We start from the raw sequence: 21,488 nt of genomic DNA on the forward strand, positions 1-21,488 counted from the left end.
CGGGTCAGTGGACCGGCTCGGCGTAGTCGGGCAGGTCGATGTCGGCGGCCTTGGCGAACTGGGCGGCCATCAGCGGGCGCATCGGCCAGCGGGTCATCCAGCGCATCGAGGCGGCCCGCATCCGGATGGCGAGGGCGCTGTTCGGCGCGAAGCCGCCCATGCCGCCGGGCGGCAGCTCCTGGGCGCCGGTGACGTACGGGCGCATCAGCTCCTCGTACCGGGCCAGGGCGGCGCCGAAGTCGCCGCGGGAGGACGCGAGTTCACCGGCCAGCAGGTAGCCGCCGACCAGCGCGAGGCTGGTGCCGAGGCCGGTGAGCGGGGTCGGGCAGTAGCCGGCGTCGCCGACCAGGGTGACCCGGCCGCGCGACCAGCCGTCCAGGTGGACCTGGCCCATCTGCTCGAAGAAGAAGTCGTCGGCGCGGTGCATCGCCTCGATCAGCCGCGGGGTCTGCCAGCCGGCGCCCGCGAAGCGTTCGGCGATCAGCCGGCGCTGGGCGCCGAGGTCGCGGCGGTCGTACGTGAGCGGGCCGGAGCGGAAGCTGAGGCCGGCCTTCACCTCGCCGGGCCGACGGCCGGGGCGGGCGGAGGAGACCAGGCCGCCGGGGGTGTTGTGCATCATGTACCAGCCGTCGAGGTCCAGGTCGAGCTCGGCGGTGAACCAGGCGGTGTAGCCGCCGATCGGCCGGAAGCACCGGTCGGCGCCGCCGAAGGCGAGCCGGCGGACGGTGGAGTGCACGCCGTCGGCGCCGACCACCAGCGCGAAGCGGCGCGGGGCGGCCTTCTCGAAGGTGACGGTCACTCCGTCGGCGTCCTGGTCGAGGGCGGTGACGGTGTCGTCGAAGAGGTACTCGGTGTCCTGGCGGGTGGCGTCGTACAGCAGGTCGGCGAGGTCGCCGCGGAGGATCTCGATCTCCGAGATGATCCCCTCGCCGCCGAAGGCGTCGGCGGGCATCCGGGCGTCGATCCGGCCGCGGGCGTCGACCAGGGCGAAGCCGCGCTGCTCCAGGGAGACCGCGCGGGCGGCCTCCATCAGGCCCATCCGGGTGATGACGGTCCGTCCGGCGCCGCGCAGGTCGACGGCCTGGCCGCCGGGGCGCGGCGCGGGGGCGCGCTCGACGACGACGGGATTGAAGCCGGCCCGGCGTAGCCAGTACGCGAGGGCGGGGCCGGCGATTCCTGCACCTGAAACGAGGATGTCGTTGTTCTCCATGACTCGAATGTACGGTGTACGCGTGCACTACTGCAAGCCTGAAAACAGCAGCTCACACGGCAGCCGCACTAGTGCACCAGGGCGCCGAAGGGGAGCCCTGCGGGCATTCGCGCAGGCCCGGCGCTAGGGTGAGTGCACTAGTACACGGAGGTGGATCGGTGGAGCGGTACAGCCAGATCGTGGCCGAACTTCGGGGGCGGATCGAGAGCGGGCAGCTGGCACCCGGCGACCGGGTGCCCTCCACCCGGGAGATCACCCGCGAGTGGGGCGTGGCGATGGCCACCGCCACCCGGGTGCTGACCGAGCTGCGCACCGCCGGGCTGGTCCGGGCGGTACCGGGCGTGGGCACGGTGGTGGCCGCCGTCGACCGCCCCGGCCCGGCCTCCCCCACCGGGCCGTCGGCCCCCGCCCGCCGGGCCGCCGCCGCGCCGCCGGCCGCGTCCCGTCCGCAGCCCGGGGAGCCCGCGCTGACGCCGGAGCGGATCGTGGCCGCCGCCGTCGCGGTGGCCGACGCGGAAGGACTCGCCGCGCTCTCCATGCGCCGGGTGGCGACCGAACTCGGCGCCGCCACCATGTCGCTGTACCGCCATGTGACCGACAAGGAGGACCTGCTCTTCCGGATGCTCGACGCCGCCTTCGCCGGCCACCCGCTGCCCGCCGACCCGCCGCCCGGCTGGCGGGAGCGGCTCGACCTGGCGGCCCGCCGGCTCTGGGCGGCGTTCCGCCGACACCCGTGGCTGGCGTCCGCGATGTCGCTGACCCGGCCGCAACCGGTGGCCAGCGCCCTGCCGTACACCGAGTGGGTGCTGGCCGCACTGGAGGACCACGGGCTGGACGGCCAGACCGTCTTCACCGCGCACCTGGTGCTGCTGAACTACGTCCGCGGCATCGCGCTCAACCTGGAGCTGGAGCGGGAGGCGGAGGCGCAGACCGGCCAGACCAGCGAGGAGTGGATGGACGCCCAGGAGGGCGAGCTGTCCGTCCTGCTCGACCCGGCCCGCTTCCCGCGGCTCGCCGCGATGGCCTCGGCGGGGTACGACTTCCAACTGGACAGGCTGTTCGAGTTCGGCCTCGAACGGATGCTGGACGGGCTGGCGGTCCTCATCGGCGAGCAGCCGTGACCGGCGGTCAGCGCAGCAGGTCCCGCAGGTCGTAGGAGACCGGCTCCTCCAGCTGGGCGTAGGTGCAGCCCTCCGGCTCCCGGTCCGGCCGCCAGCGCTTGAACTGCGTGGTGTGCCGGAACCGGGTGCCCTCCATGTGGTCGTACCCGACCTCCACCACCCGTTCCGGGCGCAGCGGCACCCAGGACAGGTCCTTCTTCCCGGTCCACCGGCTGACCGCGCCCGGCAGCCGGGAGGAGGCCTGCGCCTCCTCGTCCGCCCACGCCGCCCACGGGTGGCCGTCCAGGTCGTCCAGCCGCAGCGGCGCCAGCTCCTCCACCAGCTCGCGGCGGCGCGCCATCGGGAAGGAGGCGCTCACACCGACGTGCTGCAGCTGCCCGCCCTCGTCGTACAGGCCCAGCAGCAGCGAGCCGACGACCGGGCCGCTCTTGTGCTCGCGGTAGCCCGCCAGCACGCAGTCCGCGGTGCGGGTGTGCTTCACCTTGAACATCGAGCGCTCGCCCGGGCGGTACGGCTGGTCGAGCGGCTTGGCGACCAGCCCGTCCAGCCCGGCGCCCTCGTACTGGGCGAACCAGGCGCGGGCGGTGTCCAGATCGGTGGTCGCGGGCGCCAGGTGGATCGGCGGGGCGACGCCGGCGAACGCGGCGGCCAGCGCCTCGCGGCGGTCCGCGAGCGGCTGCTCGGCGAGCGGGGCGTCGGCCAGCGCGAGCAGGTCGAAGGCGACGAAGGAGGCCGGCGTGCGTTCGGCGAGGGTGCGCACCCGGGAGGCAGCGGGGTGGATCCGCTCCAGCAGCTCCTCGAAGTGCAGCCGGCCGTCGTGCGCGATCACGATCTCCCCGTCCACCACGCAGCGCGACGGCAGCGCGGCCTTCACCGCCTCCACCAGCTCCGGGAAGTACCTGGTCAGCGGCTTGCCGGTGCGACTGCCCAGCTCGACCTCGTCGCCGTCGCGGAAGACGATCGCGCGGAACCCGTCCCACTTCGCCTCGTACTGCATGCCGGGCGGGATCTCGGCGACCGACTTGGCGAGCATCGGCGACACGGGCGGCATCACGGGGAGGTCCATGGCTCCGATCGTCGCCCGCCGGACGCGCGCCCGCACGGCAGTGTGCTTAGCGTGGGGGCCATGGCTGGAGCTGTGGAGCTGGAGGTGGACGGCCGGGCGGTGCGGCTGTCCAACCCCGACAAGGTGTACTTCCCGGAGCCCGGGTTCACCAAGCGGGACGTCGCCGAGTACTACCTGGCGGTCGCACCCGGCGTGCTGCGCGGGCTGCGGAACCGCCCGACCACCCTGCAGCGCTTCCCGGACGGGGTGGAGGGCGAGTTCTTCTACCAGAAGCGCGCGCCCAAGGGCCTGCCCGAGTGGCTGCCGACCGCGCGGATCGCCTTCCCCAGCGGCCGCACCGCCGACGAGATCTGCCCCACCGAACCGGCCGCCGTGCTGTGGGCGGCCAACCTCGGGTGCGTCACCTTCCACCCGTGGCCGGTCCGCCGGGACGACACCGAGCACCCCGACGAGCTGCGGATCGACCTCGACCCGCAGCCCGGCACCGACTTCCACGACGCCGTCCGGGCCGCGCACGGGCTGCGCGAGGTCCTCGACGCGTACGGGCTGCGCGGCTGGCCGAAGACGTCCGGCGGGCGCGGACTGCACGTGTACGTGCCCGTCGAGCCGCGCTGGACCTTCACCGACTGCCGGCACGCCGTCATCGCCCTCGGCCGCGAACTGGAGCACCGGATGCCCGGCGAGGTCACCACCAAGTGGTGGAAGGAGGAGCGGGGCGAGGCCATCTTCGTCGACTACAACCAGATGGCCCGCGACCGCACCATCGCCTCGCCGTACTCGCTGCGCCCCCGGCCGCAGGCCACCGCCTCCACCCCGCTGCGCTGGGAGGAGCTCGACGAGGTCTCCCCCACCGACTTCACGCTGCGCACCGTGCCCGAGCGCTTCGCCGAACTCGGCGACGTGCACGCCGACATGGAGCAGCACGCGTTCTCGCTGGAGGCCGCCCTGGAGCTGTACGCGCACCAGGACGCGGGCGACCTGCCGTACCCGCCGGACCATCCGAAGATGCCCGGCGAGCCGGCCCGGGTGCAGCCCAGCCGCGCGAAGAAGCACTGACCGTGGGCGGCGCCGAACCGATGGCGGGCCGGCCGTACATGCCCGGGTACGGGATCCGGCCGGCCGCCGAGGGCAGCGGGCTGCTGTCCTGGTCCTGGGCGCGGCGGCAGCTGACCGACTCGCACGAGTACTGGGTGGCCACCACCCGGCCCGACGGGCGGCCGCACCTGATGCCGGTCTGGGGCGTCTGGCTGGACGACGCGCTGTGGTTCAGCAGCGGGCTGCGCTCGCGCAAGGCCCGCAACCTCGCCGAGCAGCCGATGTGCGCCGTCGCCACCGACAACGCCCTCGACCCGGTCGTCGTCGAGGGCCACGCGGAGATCGTCACCGGCCTCGCCGACATCGGCCTGTTCCTGGACACCCTCAACGCCAAGTACCGCACGGCGTACCGGATCGACTTCCTCGACCCGGGCGTCAACGCCACGGTCCGGGTCGACCCGGTGCAGGCGATCGGCCTGGTCCAGCGGGACTTCACCGGCTCCCCGACCCGCTGGCGCTTCCGCTGACCGGCCCGAATATCCGCTTGTGCGGGCCGGTCGGCGCTGGCAGCCTTCCCCGCATGCCGGAACCCGATGTGACCTCGCTCTTCTCCAACGGACGCCTGACCGCGATCCCCCGCCGCCCGGCCCGCCGCCGACAACTCCTGGACCACCTCGCCGAGACCCTCCTGGAGCCCGGCCGCACCTACACCGAGCCCGAGGTCAACGAGGCGCTGCGCACCGTCCACGACGACTGCGCGGCCCTGCGCCGCTACCTGGTCGTCGCCGGCCTGCTGCTCCGCAGCCCCGACGGCGCGGAGTACCGCCGGGCGGCCTGAGCCGCTCCCGCCAGCGGTCAGCCGATGGTGACCACCCGGGCCCAGTCCGGTGGCGAGTCCGGGACGTAGTCGGGGTCGTCCTCGTCGGAGGAGCGGCCCGGTCTCGGGCGGTCGAACAGGCCGATCACCGTCCGGCAGGGCGGCCGGCTGTCGGGCCAGGCGGTCTGGCCGTCCGTCAGGACGACGACCACGTCCGGCCGGGGCCGGCTGCGCAGCGCCCGCGCGAACCCGGCCCGCAGGTCGGTGCCCCCGCCGCCGATCAGCGGGATGCCCTCGGCCCGGCAGAGCGGGTGGACGGCGCCCGCGGCGGCGTCGCAGGCCAGCACGGAGACCAGGTCGCGCCGGCCGCCCACCGCGCGGGAGATCGCGGTGACCTCCAGCAGCGCGCTGCCGAGCTCGGCGTCGCTGACCGAGCCGGAGGTGTCGATGACCACGCAGACCCGGGGCGGCCTGCGGCGCAGGCTCGGCAGGACGGTGCCGGGCAGCGCGGTGGAGCGACGGGCCGGGCGGCCGTAGCTGTAGTCCTCGCCGGTGCCGGCCGCGGCGGCCGCCGAGCGGACGGCCGCGCCGAGCAGGTCGCGCCACGGCTGGGGCGGGTGGAACGCCTGCTCGGCCCAGCGCCGCCAGCCCTGCGGGGCCTCGCCGGGACGGCCGGTGATGCCCTCGGCGACCCGGAAGCGGACGGCGTCGCGTTCCTGCTCGCTGAGGCCGTGCGCGCCGTCCGGCCCGAGGTCCCAGGGCCGGTCCAGGCCGTCCGCGCCGCTGCCGCAGTCCAGCCAGGCCGCGTCCAGGGTGATGGGGACGATCCGGAGTTTGCGCAGGTACTCCTCCATCAGCCAGCCGGTGGGAAGCTCCAGGTGGGCCGGTTCGAAGACGCCGGTGGGCCGGACCAGGCCGTCGCCGTAGACGTCGTCGTTGATCTCGCAGTCCGCGGCGATGTTCATCCGCAGCCGGTTCGCCGCGCCGTGCAGGCCGAGTTCGCGGGCGATCCGGTCGCCGCGCCCGTGGTGGTCGCGCAGCAGGTGGGAGACCTCGTGCACCCACGCTCCCGCCAGCTCCTCGATCGGCGTGGCCGCGACGAAGCCCGGCGAGGCGTAGCAGCGCCAGTACCGGTCGACGGCCATCGTCGGCACCCGCCGCGACTCCACCACGTGCAGGGCGAACAGCGCCGTCGCCAGGTAGGGGCGGGCCCGGGCCGCGTACAGCCGGGCGGCGAGCAGCTTGTCGAGGTCGAGGGCCGCGGGCGCGCAAGTGGCTGCGGTGGCCGGGGTGGCGGGAGTGCTCATCGGCCGGCCTTCGCGGTGACCCGGGCGGCCGCCCGGTCGGCCCGGCGGGAGAGGTCGACCGCGCCGGCCAGCCGCTCGATCGCCTCCGGGACGTCCCACTCCTCCCGGCGCAGCGCCGCGAGGCCGGTCGCGGGTACCACCACGAGATCGGGCGCGCCGGTGTCCAGGGCCCGGACCAGCACAGCCCACGCGGCGTCCCAGCGGGCCCGGTCGGGACGGTTGCGGACGGCCGCCACCACGCCGTCGAGGACGGCCTGGCGCAGGTCGCCGCGCTCGGGCAGGACCGCGGCGGCCGGATCGGCGAGCAGCGTCTCGGGGTCGGGCAGGTCCATCCGGTCCAGGGCGGCCAGCAGTTCGAGCCCGGGGCCGTCGCCGACGGTGCCGCGGACGAGCAGCGAGAGCACGTCGCGGGAGGAGCCGGCGGCGGTCGCGAAGGCGACCAGGTGCAGGGTCATCTCCCAGCTGCGCGGCGAGGGCCACGGGCCGCCGCGGCGGGCCTCGTCGTTCGGCAGCCGGTGGACCAGGTCGGGGCGCGCGGTGAGCAGCGCGCAGACCGCGCGACGGGCGAACTCCACGGCGTGCGGCAGCCGTTCGGCGTCCAGCCGGGGCAGGGCGGCGCGCGGCCAGGTGCCGCCGAGGCCGCGGACCACCACCTCGTGGTCGTGGACCCAGCGCAGGTGGACGAAGCGGTTGGCCAGCGGCGGGCTGAGCTCCCAGCCGTCGGCGGCCGAGGCGCGGGGGTTGGCGGCGGCGACGATCCGCACGCCCGGCGGCAGCCGCAGCGCGCCGATCCGGCGTTCCAGCACCAGCCGGAGCAGGGCCGCCTGCACCGCGGGCGGCGCGGTGGAGAGCTCGTCCAGGAAGAGCAGTCCGCGGCCCTCGCGCACCAGGCGCACCGCCCAGTCCGGCGGGGCCAGCGGGACGCCCTGCACCGCCGGGTCGTCGCCGACGACCGGCAGGCCGGAGAAGTCGGAGGGTTCGTGGACGCTGGCGATGACCGTGGTCAGCGGCAGGTCGAGGGAGGCGGCGAGCTGGTTCAGCGCCGCGGTCTTGCCGATACCGGGTTCACCCCACAGCAGGACGGGCAGGTCGGCGGCGACCGCGAGGGTGAGCGCCTCCAACTGCTCGTCGGCGCGCGGTTCGGTGGTGGTCTCGCGGAGCAGGGCGAGCAGGTCGGCGGCGAGGTCGAGCTGGGTGTGCGTGGGCATGTCTGATCACCTGTCGGGAGTCGGGGCGGGCCGCGCACCACCGCCGCGCTGCCGGTGCCGCATCGGGGCAGCAGGCAGTGCGGGGGTGGGGTGACGGCCCGAGGGGAGAGCGGGGAAGGCCTAGAGGGCGCGCGGGCGGCGGGGGGTGCGGTCGGGCGAGGGTGGGGTCTTGACCAGGCCGGCCCGGTAGAGGCCGTGGGTGACCCGCCGTTCGACGGCGGCGGCCAGCTCGTCGCGCAGCGGGCCGTCGCGCAGCGCGGCGCCGGGGCCGAGCAGCCGTTCGACGACGGCCAACGCGCCTTCGGGGTCGCCGTGTTCGAGGCGGGCGCGGACGTCGTCGAGGTCCTCCGGGTGCCGGTGGACCGCGTCGATCGCCTGCAGGCAGGGCAGCGGGGTGCCGGTCAGCGCGGCCAGCAGCTCCTCGCGGCGCAGCTCGGCCGGGTCGTGGTCGAGGGCCGCCAGGACGCCGTCGACCAGGTCGATCCGGTGCCGGGCGCCCCGGCAGTCGACCAGCCGCGCCCCGCCGACCGGGTCGGTCGGCGGGCCGGAGGCCGCCGGGACATGACCGGGCGTCAGCGCGGCGGCGACCAGCGGGTGCAGCCGGTCCGGCTCGATCAGCCCGGCCCGCAGCAGCTCCAGGTCGGGCGGCAGCCAGGTCGCCGCGTCGGGGAGGACCGGCAGGCTGCCGGTGTCGCCGTCAGAGGCCTGCAGCACCGGCCGGCCGGCGGTGTCGGTGTCCAGCAGCAGGCGGCGTCCGGCGCCGAGCCGGACGGCGACCGGTCCGGGCGGTCGGCCTTCGGCGTGCAGCAGGATCGCCGCCTCGGCCGCCCACCGGCCGACGGCGCAGCCGTCCGGCACGGCGAGTGCCGGCCCGGTCGCGCCGGGCCGGCCCTCGGCCTCGGACCTGGTCCGCAACTCCCCGCTGCGGTCGGCGTCCCACAGGTGCCGGTGCAGGTCGAGCCGGTAGCGCCGGCTCGGTCGGGGGTGCGGGTGGCGGCGTTCGACGGCCTGGGTGCGGGAGCCGTCCCAGAGGGCGAGGCTGATCCGCTGGCCGGCGTCCGCCCAGCCGGGGTCGGTGCGGACGACCAGGTGCAGTGGGCCCGGGCCGCCGTGGTCCGCGGGCCCGTAGCGGGCCAGCGGGACGGTCAGGCCGGGCCTGAGCAGGCCGCGCGGGGCGATCCGCGGCAGGTGCCAGCGCAGCAGGTCGGGGGCGAGCCGGCGGAGGTCGGCGCGGAGCCGGGCCTTCAGGGCCTCGCCGTGGGTTCGGGCCACGGACCGCAGGTCGAGGTCGACGTCGACGTGGGCGGCGGCGCACGCCCCGGCCCAGTCGCCGGCGCGGCGGCGTGCGGTGGCGGTCTCGATCATGGTGGGCGGCACGGCGTAGAGGCGCACGCGCTGCCAGCGGGAGAGACGGGTGTCCCCGTTCGCGGTGTGAGTGGGCATCAGCACTCACCTTGCGCGGACGGGACCCCCATTTCGGAAGAAGAAGGAGTCATCGCCGGTGATCGTAGCCCGGCCGGCCCGGCGTGTCGACGGGATTCGTCGTCAGCCGAAGGAGAGCGGGGCTCCGACCTCCCCGAGCAGCTCGCGGGTGCGGGAGAAGGCGCCGAGCCGCAACGCCGCGACGACCCAGGCGGCACCGAACGCCCAGACCGAGAGGGCCTCGCAGAGGTAGAGGGGCGTGACCGGCCAGTGGCTGCCCCAGCCGGTCAGACCGGAGACGGTCGCGACGGCCAGGAAGACCGGGATCAGGACGCCCGCGGCCAGGTAGAAGCGGTTGGCCTTCGAGGGCACCGGATCGCGGAACGAGACCAGGCAGAAGACCGCCAGCGCGCAGAGCAGCACGCCGGCGAACACCAGGTGCAGCACACCGACCACCTCCTGGAAGGCGGTGGCCGCCCTCGGCATGGTGGGGAACAGCGCGACGCCGATCGCGAACCATCCGGCGATGCTGGTCCACACGTCGTCACGCCGGTTGTAGCGGTAGCCGATCAGGAACACGCCGAGCGCGCACAGGCTGCCGACGAAGAGGTTCCGGGTGCTGGTGTAGTACGAGCCGCTCATGCTGGCGGGCATGATGTCGGTGGGGTGGCCCAGCTGCACGAAGATCCAGTTGCCGAGCGGCAGGGCGACCGGGAGCAGCAGCCCGATCACGCCGACGCCGAGGCGCAGTCGCATCACCGTCCGCCGGTCCTGGTCGGCCGACCAGGACCGGACGCCGTTGTCGCCGTTGCTCATGCCGTCTCCCTCCCGGACGCGGGGGTACCGCAGCGCAGTTATGCCCGCGGACCAGCGCGTTTGCACCTGCTGGGAGGCGATTTCGGGCCCGGACCGGCCGTGGGTGGGCGCACGGGGCCGCCCGCGCGCCCCGAGGATCACTCGCCGGGGTAGCGGACTCCGATCCGGTCGCGGACGGCGTCCAGGGTGCGCATCACGGCGAGGGTGGTGTCGAGCGGGACGAGCGGGGACTCGGTCTCGCCGGCGCGCAGGCAGCGGATCACCTCGGCGGCCTCCAGGCCGTAGCCGTGGCCGGTGCGGGCGGGGGCGAGATAGGGCTCGGGGTCGCGGTCGGCGCGGTGCAGGGTGAAGCCGGCGGGGTGGAAGAAGTCGCGGTCGAGTTCGATCCGGCCCTCGGTGCCCTGGACGGAGGCGCGCTGGCCGCAGTGGGCGTCGAGCGAGCAGGAGAGCAGCGCGGTGGCGCCGCCCGGGTGGCCGAGCACGACGGCGGTGTTGGCGTCCACGCCGCGGTCGGTGAGGCGGGCCCAGGCCTGGACGGACTCCGGTTCGCCGAGCAGGAGCTGGGCGAAGGCCACCGGGTAGACGCCGAGGTCGAGCAGGGCTCCGCCGCCGACCGCCGGGTCCCACAGCCGGTGGCCGGGGTCGGCCGGGCCGGGGAAGCCGAACTCGGCCTGGACGGACCGGACCTCGCCGATCGCGCCGTCGGCGACCAGCTCGGTGATCCGGCGGACCGCCGGGTCGAGGTAGGTCCACATCGCCTCCATCAGGAGGACCTCGCGCTTGCGGGCGAGCGAGACCAGCTCGGCGGCCTGCCCGGCGTTCAGCGTGAACGGCTTCTCGCAGAGCACCGCCTTCCCCGCGTCCAGCATCAGCGCGGTCGAGGCGTGGTGGTCGCTGTGCGGGGTCGCCACGTACACCACGTCGACCTCGGGGTCGGCGGCGAGCTGCTCGCGGCTGCCGTACGCCCGGGGTATGCCGTGGCGGTCGGCGAAGGCGCGGGCGGACGCCTCGGAGCGGGAGGCGACGGCGACCACCTGGGCGTCGGGGACGGCGGCGAGGTCCTCGGTGAAGGCGGCGGCGATCCCGCCGGTGGCGAGGATGCCCCAGCGGACCGGACGGTCGGTGATCGGCTGCACGGCGGGGTCCTTCGGTCGGTGCGGAAGCGGTTCCCGCCGAGCCTAAGGGCGGCGCAGGCTGCGCAGGTACTCCTGGTTGAGGCGTGAGATGCCGGTCAGCGGGATGCCCTTGGGGCAGGCGGTGGCGCACTCGCCGGTGTTGGTGCAGCCGCCGAAGCCCTCGGCGTCCATGGTCTCCACCATGGACCGCACCCGGCTGCCGCGTTCCGGCGCGCCCTGCGGCAGCACGTTGAGGTGGACCACCTTGGCGGCGGTGAAGAGCATCGCCGAGCCGTTCGGGCAGGCGGCCACGCAGGCGCCGCAGCCGATGCACTCGGCGTGCTCGAAGGCCAGCTCGGCGGTGTCCTTGGGGACCGGCGTGGCGTGCGCCTCGGGGGCGGAGCCGGTGGGCGCGGTGATGTACCCGCCGGAGCCGATGATCCGGTCCAGCGCGGTGCGGTCCACCACCAGGTCCTTGACCACCGGGAAGGCGCCGGCCCGCCAGGGCTCGACGTCGATGGTGTCGCCGTCCTCGAAGTGCCGCATGTGCAGCTGGCAGGTGGTGGTGCGCTCGGGGCCGTGGGCGCGGCCGTTGATGACCATGCCGCAGGCGCCGCAGATGCCCTCGCGGCAGTCGTGGTCGAAGGCGACGGGCTGCTCGCCGCGCAGGATCAGCTCCTCGTTGAGGGTGTCGAGCATCTCCAGGAAGGACATGTCCGGGCTGATCCCGCTGACCCGGTACTCGGTCATCGCGCCGGGGGCGTCGGGGCCCGCCTGGCGCCAGATCCGCAGGGTGAGGTTCATGCGTAGCTCCGCTGGGTGGGGTGGACGTGTTCGAAGACCAGCTCTTCGCGATGCAGGACGGGTGCGCCGCCGGTGTGCTCCCAGGCGGCGACGTAGGAGAACTCGCCGTCCCGGCGGGCGGCTTCGCCGTCCGGGGTGGCGGACTCGGTGCGGAAGTGGCCGCCGCAGGACTCGGTGCGGTGCAGCGCGTCCAGGCACATCAGCTCGGCCAGGTCGAAGTAGTCGACCAGCCGGTTGGCCTTCTCCAGCGCCTGGTTGAGCTCCTCGCCGGTGCCGGGCACCTTGATCCGGCGCCAGAACTCGGCGCGCAGCTCCGGGATCGCGGCGAGCGCCCGGCGCAGGCCGGCGTCGTCGCGGGCCATCCCGCACTCGTCCCAGAGCAGGTCGCCGAGCTCGCGGTGGAAGGAGTCGGGGGTGCGGTCGCCGTCCACGGCGAGGATCAGGTTCAGCCGGTCGGCGGCGTCCGCGGTGACCTCGGCGATCTCCGGGTGGTCGGCGGGGACGGGGTCGAGCCGGGTGGCGCCCAGGTAGTGGTTGAGGGTGGGCGGCAGCACGAAGTAGCCGTCGGCCAGGCCCTGCATCAGGGCGCTGGCGCCGAGCCGGTTGGCGCCGTGGTCGGAGAAGTTGGCCTCGCCGATCGCGAACAGGCCCGGGACCGTGGTCTGCAGGTCGTAGTCCACCCACAGGCCGCCCATGGTGTAGTGGATCGCCGGGTAGATCCGCATCGGCACGCTGTACGGGTCCTCGGCGGTGATCCGCTGGTACATCTCGAAGAGGTTGCCGTACTTGGCCTCCACCGCGGGCCGGCCCATCCGGGCGATGGCGTCGGCGAAGTCCAGGTACACGCCCTGCCCGCCGGGGCCGATGCCGCGGCCCTCGTCGCAGACGTTCTTGGCGGCGCGGGAGGCGATGTCGCGGGGCACCAGGTTGCCGAAGGCCGGGTAGATCCGCTCCAGGTAGTAGTCGCGCTCGTCCTCGGGGATCGCGCCCGGCGGGCGGGTGTCGCCCTTCGCCCTGGGCACCCAGATCCGACCGTCGTTGCGCAGCGACTCGCTCATCAGGGTGAGCTTGGACTGGTGGTCGCCGGAGCGCGGGATGCAGGTCGGGTGGATCTGGGTGAAGCACGGGTTGGCGAAGTACGCGCCGCGCCGGTGCGCCCGCCAGACGGCGGTGGCGTTGGAGTTCTTGGCGTTGGTGGACAGGTGGAAGACGTTGCCGTAGCCGCCGGTGGCCAGCACCACCGCGTCCGCGAGGTGGGTGGTGAGCTCGCCGGTGACCAGGTCGCGGGCCAGGATGCCGCGGGCCCGGCCGTCCACCACGAGGAGGTCGAGCATCTCGGTGCGGGCGTGCATCTCGACGTTCCCGGCGGCGATCTGCCGGGAGAGCGCCTGGTACGCGCCGAGCAGCAGCTGCTGGCCGGTCTGGCCGCGGGCGTAGAAGGTGCGGGAGACCTGGACGCCGCCGAAGGAGCGGGTGTCGAGCAGCCCGCCGTACTCGCGGGCGAACGGCACGCCCTGGGCGACGCACTGGTCGATGATCTCCACCGACACCTGGGCGAGGCGGTGCACGTTGGACTCGCGGGCGCGGAAGTCGCCGCCCTTCACGGTGTCGTAGAACAGCCGGCGGACCGAGTCGCCGTCGTTGCGGTAGTTCTTGGCCGCGTTGATGCCGCCCTGGGCGGCGATCGAGTGAGCGCGCCTCGGGGAGTCCTGGAAGCAGAACTGGACGACGCGGTAGCCCTGTTCGGCGAGGGTGGCGCCGGCCGCGCCGCCGGCCAGGCCGGTGCCGACCACGATCACCGTGTGCCGGCGGCGGTTGGCCGGGTTGACCAGCTTGGCCTCGAACCGCCGGGTGTCCCAGCGCTGTTCGATCGGCCCGGCGGGCGCGGCGGTGTCGGCGATCGGCGCGCCGACGGTGTAGTCGAGGTACTCGTCGTGGGAGGTCATCGGACCACTCCGGTCATCACGGCAACGGGGACGGACAGGAACCCGGCGGTCAGCAGCAGGGCGGTGGCGTTGGCGACGGCCTTCAACGCCCGGTCGCGGCGCGGGTTGTTGGCACCCAGGGTCTGCGCCGCACTCCAGAAGCCGTGCCGGATGTGCAGGCCCAGCGCCAGCATCGCGACGATGTAGATCCCGCCGCCGTACCAGGTGGAGAAGGACGCCACGATGTTCCGGTACGGGTGGCCCTCCTCGGCGGCCGGGTTCACGGTCAGCGTGGTCAGGTCGAGGATGTGCCAGACGATGAACAGGCCGAGGATCACGCCGCCCCAGCGCATCGTCCGGGTCGCGTAGCTCGCCCGCTGCCGCCGGTGCGCGTACTGCTGCGGGCGGGCCCGCCGGTCGCGCCTGCTGAGCTGGTACGCGGCGGTGCCATGGGCGACCACCGCGGCCAGCAGGACGAACCGGGCCAGCCAGAGGAACCAGCCGTAGTGCAGGACGGGCTCGCCCAGGGTGCGCAGCCAGTGCGCGTAGCCGTCGATGTCCCCCGGGCCGAAGAAGACCTTGAGGTTGCCCAGCATGTGGGCGACCAGGTACAGCAGCATCAGCAGCCCGCTGACCGCCATGACCGCCTTCTTGCCGACGGAGGAGCGCCAGAGGGTCACCAGGGTGGACGGGTGCGGGGCCGTCCGGGTCGGGAGTGCCATGGCCGCAACGCTAGGCAGCGGGGCCGGGGCACGTCCAAGACATGGATCCGGGGCTTTCGATAGGCAGCGTCTATGGTGGGAGGTGTGCAGCTCCAACAGCTCCGGTACTTCCTGGCCGTCGCCGACGCCCGGCACTTCACCCGCGCCGCCGAACTGACCCACGTCTCGCAGCCCTCGCTCTCCCAGCAGATCCGGCAGCTCGAACGGGAGCTCGGCGCCGAGCTGTTCCACCGCGCGCGGGCCGGCGCCGAGCTCACCGACGCCGGCGAGGCACTGCTGCCGCTGGCCCGCCGGATCATCGCCGACACCGAGTCGGCCCGGCTCGCCGTGCAGGAGACCGTGCAGCTGCGGCGCGGCCGGGTGCGGTTCGGGGCGACGCCCAGCCTGTGCGTCAGCCTGGTGCCGGACGTGCTGCGCGCCTTCCGCGCCCGCCACCCCGAGGTGGACCTGGTGCTCCGCGAGGACGGCTCCCGGGACCTGGTGCGCAGCCTGGAGGCCGGCGAGCTGGACCTCGCCCTGGTGATCACCCCGCGGGACGCGGACGCCCCGGCCGGGCTGCAGGTCACCCCGGTGCTGCACGAGGAGCTGGTGCTGGTCTCGGCCGAGCCGCTGCCCCGGCGCCGGGCCCGGATCGAGGACCTGCGCGAGCGGCCGCTGGTGATGTTCCGCGAGGGCTACGACCTGCGCGAGGCGACGCTCGCCGCGTGCCGGGCGGCCGGGTTCGAGCCGCGGTACGCGGTCGAGGGCGGGGAGATGGACGCGGTGCTCGCCTCGGTGCGGGCCGGGATCGGCCCGGCCGTCCTGCCGGGGATGGTCGCCGCCCGCTCCGGCCTCTCGGTGGCGTCCTTCGCGGGCGCCGGGCTGGGCCGCACCGTCGCGGTGGCGCACGGGCGGGAGGTGCCGCTCAGCCGGGCCGCCGCGGAGTTCCGAACGGTCCTGCTCTCCCATCTCGCGGACGTATGATATTGAACATGTTCGAAAAGATCTTGTCCGAGGCGGCGGCCGGCCGCTTCCCCACGCCCGACGGCTCGGTGACCGTCGTCCCGCAACCCTCCGACCGGGAGGCCGGGATCCTCTCGCTGACCGCGCACGCCGTGGTCTTCTGCGACGAGGACCCCGCCTGGATCCGGCGGATCATCGCCGAGGCGCCGATCGACCCGTTCGCCGCGCCGCTCTCCCCGTACGTCCAGATCGCGCTCGCCGAACGCACCGGACGCAACCTCGGCAACATCGACATGCTCACCGTCGCCGACCGGCTGCCCGGCGACCCCGAGCTGCCGCTCGCCGAGATCACCGACCGGGAACACCCCCGGGTCGTCCGGGCGCTCAAGTACCGCGACGAGGTCCGCGCCTGGACCGCCGACGGCGGGGTGCTCGCCCTCGGCCGCGGCGTCGCCGGCCGCTGGGAGGCCGCGATCGAGGTCGAGCCCGACGCCCGCCACGCCGGCCTCGGCCGCGCCCTCGCCCTGGCCGCCCGCCACCTCGTCCCGACCGGCGACGTCGTCTGGGCCCAGCAGGCCCCGGGCAACGCCCGCAGCGTCCGCGCCTTCCGCTCCGCGGGCTACCGCCCGATCGGCGCCGAGGTCCTGCTCGTCCGGCACAGCCTCGTCTGACCGGGACGCGCCCCGCGGGGGCCCGGCAGGGGTCAGTAGTCGCCGAGTTGGGCGAGTTCGGCGCGGGTGCGGACGTTGTGGCGGCGGTAGAGGCGGGTCAGGTTGGCCTCGACGGCCTTGACCGAGAGGTGGAGGGCGGCGGCGATCTCGCGGTTGGTGGCGCCCTCGCGGACGAGCTTGATCAGGTGGGTCTGGAGCGGCGTGGGGTCGGTGGCGGCGGGGTCGAGGTCGGCGAGGGCGGCCTCGGTGTGGCGCAGCCACGGGGTGCAGCCCGCCCGGGCGTAGCGGGCGGCGGCCTCGCACAGGGCGGTCCGGGCGGCGGCGCGGCGGCGGGCGCGGCGCTCCAGCTGGCCGAGCACGAGGTGGGCGCGGGCCAGTTCGAGCGGGTAGGGGTGCTCGGCGGGGATCCGCTCGCGGAGGGTGTCGGCGGCGGCGCGCGGGTCGCCGGTGGCGGCGGCGAGGACGGCCTCGGCGCGGTGCAGGCCGAGCCGGACGACCTCCCGGCCGAGCCGGTCGACCCGGACGGAGGCGTCGGCGAGGGCGTCGCCGGCCTCGCCGGGCCGCCCGGCGAGGGCGAGGGCCTCGGCCAGGTCGGCGTCGAGCAGGAAGAGCGAGGGGTCGGTGAACTGGAGCCGGCGCAGCAGCCGTCTCGCCTCCAGGAAGTGCCCGGCGGCGGCCTCGGGGGTGCCGGTGAGCAGGTCGACCCGGCCGCGCAGGCCGTGCGCGTAGGCGAGCCATTCGCGGTCGCGGTCGCTCTCGGCGGCGCGGATCGCGGAGTCGAGCAGGTCGGCGGCGCGTTCGGCGCTGCCGCCGGCGAGTTCGGCGGCGCCGCCGAGGACGCGGGCCGGTCCGGGGTTGGGTTCGATGCGTTCGCGCAGCTCGTACGCGGCCCGCCCGGCGGCGTAGGACTCGGCGCAGCGGCCGGCCCGCTCGTACACCGAGGCGGCGATGTAGTGGACGTTGCACAGGTCCTCGGTGCGGCCGGCCCGTTCGACCTCGGTGCGCAGGGCCTCGACCTCGGCGAGGGCGCGGTCGACGGCGCCGGTGCGCAGGTGGGCGACGGCGAGGCCCTGGCGGACGAAGACGCCGGCGGCGGTGAGCGGGCGGCCCTCGGAGAGCCGCCGGCCGCGTTCGAGCAGGGCGAGGCCGTGGGCGGGGTCGGTGACGAGTTCGATCGGGGCGCGGACGGCGAGGAGTTCGACCAGCAGGTCGGTGTCGCCGGCGGCGTCGGCGTCGTGTTCGGCGGCGGCGAGTTCGACGAAGCCCGCGGTGTGGTCGGCGCGGTGCAGGGCGCGGACGGCCCGCTCCTGGTGGACGGCGGCGCTCAGCGCGGGGGCGCCGTGCGCGTCGTCGGCGGCGGTGGCGAGCAGCGGGTCGGCCTCGGGGTGGTCGGGGCCCAGCAGCCGGGCGAGCAGCAGGGCGGCGTGCACCCGGACGTCGGCGGCGGGGGCGTCGGCGAGGCGTTCGCCGCAGGCGCGGGCGAGGTCGGGCAGGCCCGCGGTGGCGGCGTTGCGGGCGGCGGCGAGCAGTCGGCGGGTGGCGGCGTCGGGGTCGTCGGGGGTGAGGTCGGCGGCGAGGCGCAGGAGTTCGGCGGCGGTGGCGGGGGCGCCGCGGGTGAGGGCGGTGGCGGCGGCCGCGTCGAGTTCGGCGGCGAGCGCCGGGTCGGGTTCGGCGGCGGCGAGGGCGCGGTGGCGGGCGCGTTCGACGGGGTCGGCGGTGCGGTCGGCGAGCAACCGGTGGGCGGCGCGGCGGGCGGGTTCCGGAGTGTCGGCGGCGACCAGTTCGGCGAGCAGCGGGTGGCTGAACTGGAGGGCGCCGCCGGGCCCGTGGACCAGGACGCCGTGCTCGACGGCGACGGCGAGCGGGGCGGCGGTGTCGGCGGGCAGTCCGGTGCCGGTGCGGGCGGCGGCGAGCACGGTGAGGGCCTGCCGGGCGTCGGCGGGCAGCGCGGTGAGGCGTTCGGCCATCAGTTCGCGCAGCCGCTGCGGGACGCTGAGCGGCCGTCCGGGGTCGGTGGCGAGTGCGGCCTCGGCGCCGGGGGTGCCGAGCGCACGCCCCAACTCCAGGGCGAAGTAGGGGTTTCCGGCGCTGGCGGCGTGGATCCGGGTCAGTGTCAGGCCGGACAGGCGCAGGCCCAGGCGCTCCTGCAGCAGGGCGCCGACGGCGAGTTCGCCGAGCGGGCCGACGGGTATCTCGGTGACCGGGCCGGGGCAGAGTTCGGTCATCCGCGGTTCGCTGTCGGCGCGTTCGGTGCGTTCGGTGACGGCGAAGCGGATCGGGCGGCCGGCGAGCCGGCGGGCGGCGAAGGCGATCACCTGGCGGCTGGCCTCGTCGAGCCACTGGGTGTCGTCCAGCAGGACGAGCACCGGGCCGCGGTCGGCGAGCCGGCGCAGTGCCTCCAGCACGGCGACCCGGACCGCCAACGGGTCGGTGGCGGTGCCGGGTTCGGGTGCGCTGTGCAGCAGGGCCCGTTCCAGGGCGTGCCGCAGGTGGGCGGGAAGCTCCTCGGCGAGGCCGGGGAGGGCCTCGCCGAGGAGGTCGATCAGGGCCAGGTGCGGCAGTCCGGCCTCGGCGGCGGTCGGGCTGCTGCGCAGGACCGCCTCCCCTGCGGATCCGGCTTCGCTCCCCAGCGTGTCGAGCAGCGCCGTCTTGCCGATGCCCGCCGGGCCGTGCAGCAGCACGCTGCCCTGACCGTCGAGGGCCGACCGGATCCGGTTCAGCAGGTCGTTCCGGTCGACGAGTTGGGCGCGGACCGGCCCGCCGCCCGGTGGGGCGACGCGGCCGGGGCCCTGGGGGGCGCTGGTCATGGCGGTTAGTGTGCCGCCTCCGGCGCCCGGGCGCGAGAGTACTCGGCGGTACCAAGTGGTTCAGACCACCGAGCACTCCCGGGGAGCGGGGCTCAGCCCAGCGTGACGTCGTCCACCAGGAAGGTGGTGGCGAGGTACGCGTCCTCCTGCCCGGCGAACTCCACCGACACGTTCTGGCCCTTGTAGGCGCTCAGGTCGACGGTGCGCTGCACGTACGAGGCACTGGCGTTGGCGTTGGAGTACGTCGCCAGGGTGGCGCCGTTGACCTTCACCTTGAGCGTGTCGTACACGGTCGCGCCGCTCTCCGCGGTGGTGACCTTCAGCCAGAAGGTGAGCTTCGGGGTCCCGGTGGCGGGCACCGCGACGTTCGCCTGCGACACCGACTCGGTGTTCGCGCTGCCGTAGCCCATCATCCACGCGTACCAGGAGCCGCCGTGGGCGGCCTGCTGGGTCGAGTTGGTGATGTCCTCGGCGCTCTGGGTCCAGCCGGTGGTGCCCTGCTCGAAGCCGCCGTTGACGAGGGCGTTGCCGCCGGGCGGAGTGGTCGGGCTGGAGGTCGGGCTGGGGCTCGGGGACGGGTTGCCGTTGCCCGGGTCCGGCAGCGCGGTGCCGACGCTGACCGCCGCCCACGCCTTGGAGATCAGGTACCGCTCCTGCGAGTTGGTGCCGTACAGGTCGGCGGCCGCCTGCAGGGTCGCCGTGCGGGCGCCGGAGTAGTTGGTGGTCGAGGTCATGTAGGCGCTGAGCGCCCGGTACCAGACCGCGGCGGCCTTGTCCTTGCCGATGCCGGCGAAGGTGTCGTTGTTGCAGGTGGTGCCGTTGTGCGAGCGGCCGCCGATGGTCTTCGCCCCGGTGCCCTCGGACGCCAGGTAGAAGAAGTGGTTGCCGATGCCGGAGGAGTAGTGCACGTCCACCGAGCCGGCGCTGGAGTTCCAGCAGCCGAGGCTGCTGCCGTCGGCCGCGGGGTTGTCCATCCGGCGGAAGTAGCCGCTGGACATGTTGAGCTTCTCGCCGATGTAGTAGTCGCCCGGGTCGTTGGCGTTGGCGGCGTAGAACTCCACCATGGTGCCGAAGATGTCGGACGTCGCCTCGTTCAGGCCGCCGGACTCGCCCGAGTAGTTCAGGTTCGCGGTGGCGGCGGTGACGCCGTGGCTCATCTCGTGGCCCGCGACGTCGAGCGAGGTCAGCGGGGTGTTGGAGTTCTGCGAGCTGCCGTCGCCGAACGACATGCAGAAGCAGCTGTCGTCGTAGAACGCGTTCAGCAGGTTGTTGTCCACGTGCACGTACGCGGGCGCGCCGCGGCCGTCGTTGCGGATGCCGCTGCGGTTGAAGGTGTTCTTGTAGTAGTCCCAGGTCTTCGCCAGGCCGAACGCCGCGTCCACACCCGCCGACTCGCGGTTGGAGTTGCTGCCGTTGCCCCAGGAGTTGCTGGTCTTGGTGAACAGCCGGGCGTTCTGCCGCGGGTTGGACTGCGGGCTGTTGTTGGAGTCGTAGATCGCGGTGTTGCCGTGCAGCGCGTCCGTCAGGGTGTAGCTGCTGCCCGACTGCGTGGTCTCCAGCGTCACCTGGCCGTCGTGGATGCCGTTGCCGGTGCCGGAGACGTCCTGGTGCAGCTCGTAGCTGTCCAGCAGCGTGCCCTGCGCGGCGTCGGTGATCACGGCCTCCCGGGTGTCCGCGCCGGCCTCGCCGGCGCCGCTCACGGTGGTCCGGTAGGCCAGCACCGGCACCTTGCCGACCGCGTACACCACCAGCTGGCCCTCGGCGGTGTCCGCCTTGGCGTTCTTCACGTGCCGGGCGTGCCGGACGGCCGCCGAGGAGGCGTCCTTCGCCGCCTGCTTCGGCGTGGTGGAGGCGAGCACGATCGCCCCCTTGTGCGCCTGGTCCGAGCCGGTGATCCGGCCGTCCGCGGCGCGGTGCACCACCAGGTCGCCGCCGATCACCGGCAGGCCCCGGAAGGTGCGGTCGTACCGGACGTGGCGGGAGCCGTCGGCGTCCACCAGGACGTCCTTCACCACCAGCTTCTCGTCGCCGCCGAGGCCGAGCGCGCGGGCCGTCGCCGACGCCTCCCGGTCGCCGGCGGAGAGCGCCTGCGCACGGGCGTCCGCGGACAGGGCCTGGAAACCGGGGATCGCCCGGGCCGAGGTGGGACTGGCCAGAGCGGCGGACTGGCTGAGCGCGACAGTCGCCGTGCCCAGGGTCAGGGCAGCGGCCACGGCCGCCGCCAGGGCGGTCTTGCGGGTCATCACATTCCTCCCGCCGAGCCGGGGTTGAGGGGGACGGACACCCGTCGTCCATGGGGGAGAACGGCGGGGCCGGTGACAGCTCGGCGGGGAGGACGCTAGGACGGCGGCATGTCCATGCGGTACGCCTCACGGCGGGCGCAAGGGTTCCGCAAGGGAGTCGCGGGGGGTGCGGAAGGGGAGGCGCCGTCCGGCTCCAGGGGATACCTCAACCTGCCTTCATTAATTATCAGGTTCCCTTCCTGATAATTAACCGCTAC

At 74.7% G+C, this 21,488-nt stretch carries 18 protein-coding genes; 6 read left to right on the forward strand and 12 right to left on the reverse strand.

Annotation, left to right across the window (positions count from 1 at the left end):
* Positions 1 to 4 precede the first annotated feature (4 nt).
* Complete coding sequence (locus tag ACGFX4_RS31430; protein WP_393081555.1) at positions 5 to 1,210, reverse strand: FAD-dependent monooxygenase; 1,206 nt, start codon at positions 1,208 to 1,210, stop codon at positions 5 to 7.
* Positions 1,211 to 1,368: 158 nt separating this feature from the next.
* Here ACGFX4_RS31430 and ACGFX4_RS31435 point away from each other — a divergent pair, with 158 nt between their 5' ends.
* Complete coding sequence (locus tag ACGFX4_RS31435; RefSeq protein WP_393081558.1) at positions 1,369 to 2,331, forward strand: TetR/AcrR family transcriptional regulator C-terminal domain-containing protein; 963 nt, start codon at positions 1,369 to 1,371, stop codon at positions 2,329 to 2,331.
* Between the two features lie 7 nt (positions 2,332 to 2,338).
* On the opposite strand, the gene ACGFX4_RS31440 is transcribed toward ACGFX4_RS31435, so the two are convergent.
* Positions 2,339 to 3,397: an ATP-dependent DNA ligase gene (locus tag ACGFX4_RS31440; protein ID WP_393081560.1), complete on the reverse strand. Its 1,059-nt coding sequence runs from the start codon at positions 3,395 to 3,397 to the stop codon at positions 2,339 to 2,341.
* Between the two features lie 60 nt (positions 3,398 to 3,457).
* Between ACGFX4_RS31440 and ligD the strand changes: the two genes are divergently transcribed.
* From ligD to ACGFX4_RS31455, 3 genes are read left to right on the forward strand one after another with little or no spacing between them, the layout of a single operon-like run.
* Positions 3,458 to 4,453 carry a non-homologous end-joining DNA ligase gene (gene ligD, locus ACGFX4_RS31445; RefSeq protein ID WP_393081563.1) on the forward strand — a complete coding sequence of 332 codons (996 nt, stop codon included), beginning with the start codon at positions 3,458 to 3,460 and terminating at the stop codon, positions 4,451 to 4,453.
* Positions 4,454 to 4,455: 2 nt separating this feature from the next.
* A complete protein-coding gene (locus ACGFX4_RS31450; protein WP_393081566.1) occupies positions 4,456 to 4,959 on the forward strand; it encodes a pyridoxamine 5'-phosphate oxidase family protein in 504 nt (167 codons plus the stop codon).
* A gap of 53 nt (positions 4,960 to 5,012) precedes the next feature.
* On the forward strand, positions 5,013 to 5,270 hold the full coding sequence (locus ACGFX4_RS31455; protein ID WP_393081569.1) for a DUF2087 domain-containing protein: 258 nt from the start codon (positions 5,013 to 5,015) through the stop codon (positions 5,268 to 5,270).
* A 17-nt stretch (positions 5,271 to 5,287) separates the two neighbouring features.
* Here the strand turns inward: ACGFX4_RS31455 and ACGFX4_RS31460 are convergent, their stop codons facing one another.
* From ACGFX4_RS31460 to ACGFX4_RS31495, 8 genes are all read right to left on the reverse strand, one after another.
* A complete protein-coding gene (locus ACGFX4_RS31460) occupies positions 5,288 to 6,556 on the reverse strand; it encodes a VWA-like domain-containing protein (RefSeq protein ID WP_393081572.1) in 1,269 nt (422 codons plus the stop codon).
* Positions 6,553 to 7,764, reverse strand: a complete 1,212-nt coding sequence (locus ACGFX4_RS31465) for an AAA family ATPase (protein ID WP_393081575.1) — start codon at positions 7,762 to 7,764, stop codon at positions 6,553 to 6,555. Before ACGFX4_RS31465 ends, ACGFX4_RS31460 begins: the two co-directional genes overlap by 4 nt.
* 120 nt (positions 7,765 to 7,884) lie before the next feature.
* On the reverse strand, positions 7,885 to 9,207 hold the full coding sequence (locus ACGFX4_RS31470; RefSeq protein ID WP_393081576.1) for a hypothetical protein: 1,323 nt from the start codon (positions 9,205 to 9,207) through the stop codon (positions 7,885 to 7,887).
* A gap of 102 nt (positions 9,208 to 9,309) precedes the next feature.
* Positions 9,310 to 10,002, reverse strand: a complete 693-nt coding sequence (locus ACGFX4_RS31475; protein ID WP_393081579.1) for a hypothetical protein — start codon at positions 10,000 to 10,002, stop codon at positions 9,310 to 9,312.
* A gap of 137 nt (positions 10,003 to 10,139) precedes the next feature.
* The gene (locus ACGFX4_RS31480) at positions 10,140 to 11,138 is read right to left on the reverse strand and encodes a Gfo/Idh/MocA family protein (protein ID WP_393081581.1); all 999 of its coding nucleotides are present in this window, start codon (positions 11,136 to 11,138) and stop codon (positions 10,140 to 10,142) included.
* Between the two features lie 42 nt (positions 11,139 to 11,180).
* On the reverse strand, positions 11,181 to 11,921 hold the full coding sequence (locus ACGFX4_RS31485; protein WP_393081584.1) for a succinate dehydrogenase/fumarate reductase iron-sulfur subunit: 741 nt from the start codon (positions 11,919 to 11,921) through the stop codon (positions 11,181 to 11,183).
* Entirely contained in the window at positions 11,918 to 13,867 is a 1,950-nt protein-coding gene (locus ACGFX4_RS31490; RefSeq protein WP_393081586.1) for a fumarate reductase/succinate dehydrogenase flavoprotein subunit, read from the reverse strand. Before ACGFX4_RS31490 ends, ACGFX4_RS31485 begins: the two co-directional genes overlap by 4 nt.
* Positions 13,864 to 14,568, reverse strand: a complete 705-nt coding sequence (locus ACGFX4_RS31495) for a succinate dehydrogenase cytochrome b subunit (protein ID WP_393081589.1) — start codon at positions 14,566 to 14,568, stop codon at positions 13,864 to 13,866. Before ACGFX4_RS31495 ends, ACGFX4_RS31490 begins: the two co-directional genes overlap by 4 nt.
* An 84-nt stretch (positions 14,569 to 14,652) precedes the next feature.
* On the opposite strand from ACGFX4_RS31495, the gene ACGFX4_RS31500 reads away from it, so the two are divergent.
* Together ACGFX4_RS31500 and ACGFX4_RS31505 are read left to right on the forward strand one after the other, a co-directional pair.
* Positions 14,653 to 15,531 (forward strand): LysR family transcriptional regulator, encoded by an 879-nt coding sequence (locus tag ACGFX4_RS31500; protein ID WP_393081592.1) that lies wholly within the window; start codon positions 14,653 to 14,655, stop codon positions 15,529 to 15,531.
* An 8-nt stretch (positions 15,532 to 15,539) separates the two neighbouring features.
* Positions 15,540 to 16,181 (forward strand): GNAT family N-acetyltransferase, encoded by a 642-nt coding sequence (locus ACGFX4_RS31505; RefSeq protein ID WP_393081594.1) that lies wholly within the window; start codon positions 15,540 to 15,542, stop codon positions 16,179 to 16,181.
* A 32-nt stretch (positions 16,182 to 16,213) separates the two neighbouring features.
* Here the strand turns inward: ACGFX4_RS31505 and ACGFX4_RS31510 are convergent, their stop codons facing one another.
* Positions 16,214 to 18,988: an ATP-binding protein gene (locus ACGFX4_RS31510; RefSeq protein WP_393081596.1), complete on the reverse strand. Its 2,775-nt coding sequence runs from the start codon at positions 18,986 to 18,988 to the stop codon at positions 16,214 to 16,216.
* A gap of 92 nt (positions 18,989 to 19,080) precedes the next feature.
* Positions 19,081 to 21,231, reverse strand: coding sequence for a M4 family metallopeptidase (locus tag ACGFX4_RS31515; RefSeq protein WP_393081599.1), 2,151 nt, complete (start codon positions 21,229 to 21,231; stop codon positions 19,081 to 19,083).
* Between the last annotated feature and the right edge of the window lie 257 nt (positions 21,232 to 21,488).

Origin of the sequence: Kitasatospora sp. NPDC048365 (assembly GCF_043200835.1) — a bacterium.
Taxonomy (GTDB): Bacteria; Actinomycetota; Actinomycetes; order Streptomycetales; family Streptomycetaceae; genus Kitasatospora; species Kitasatospora terrestris.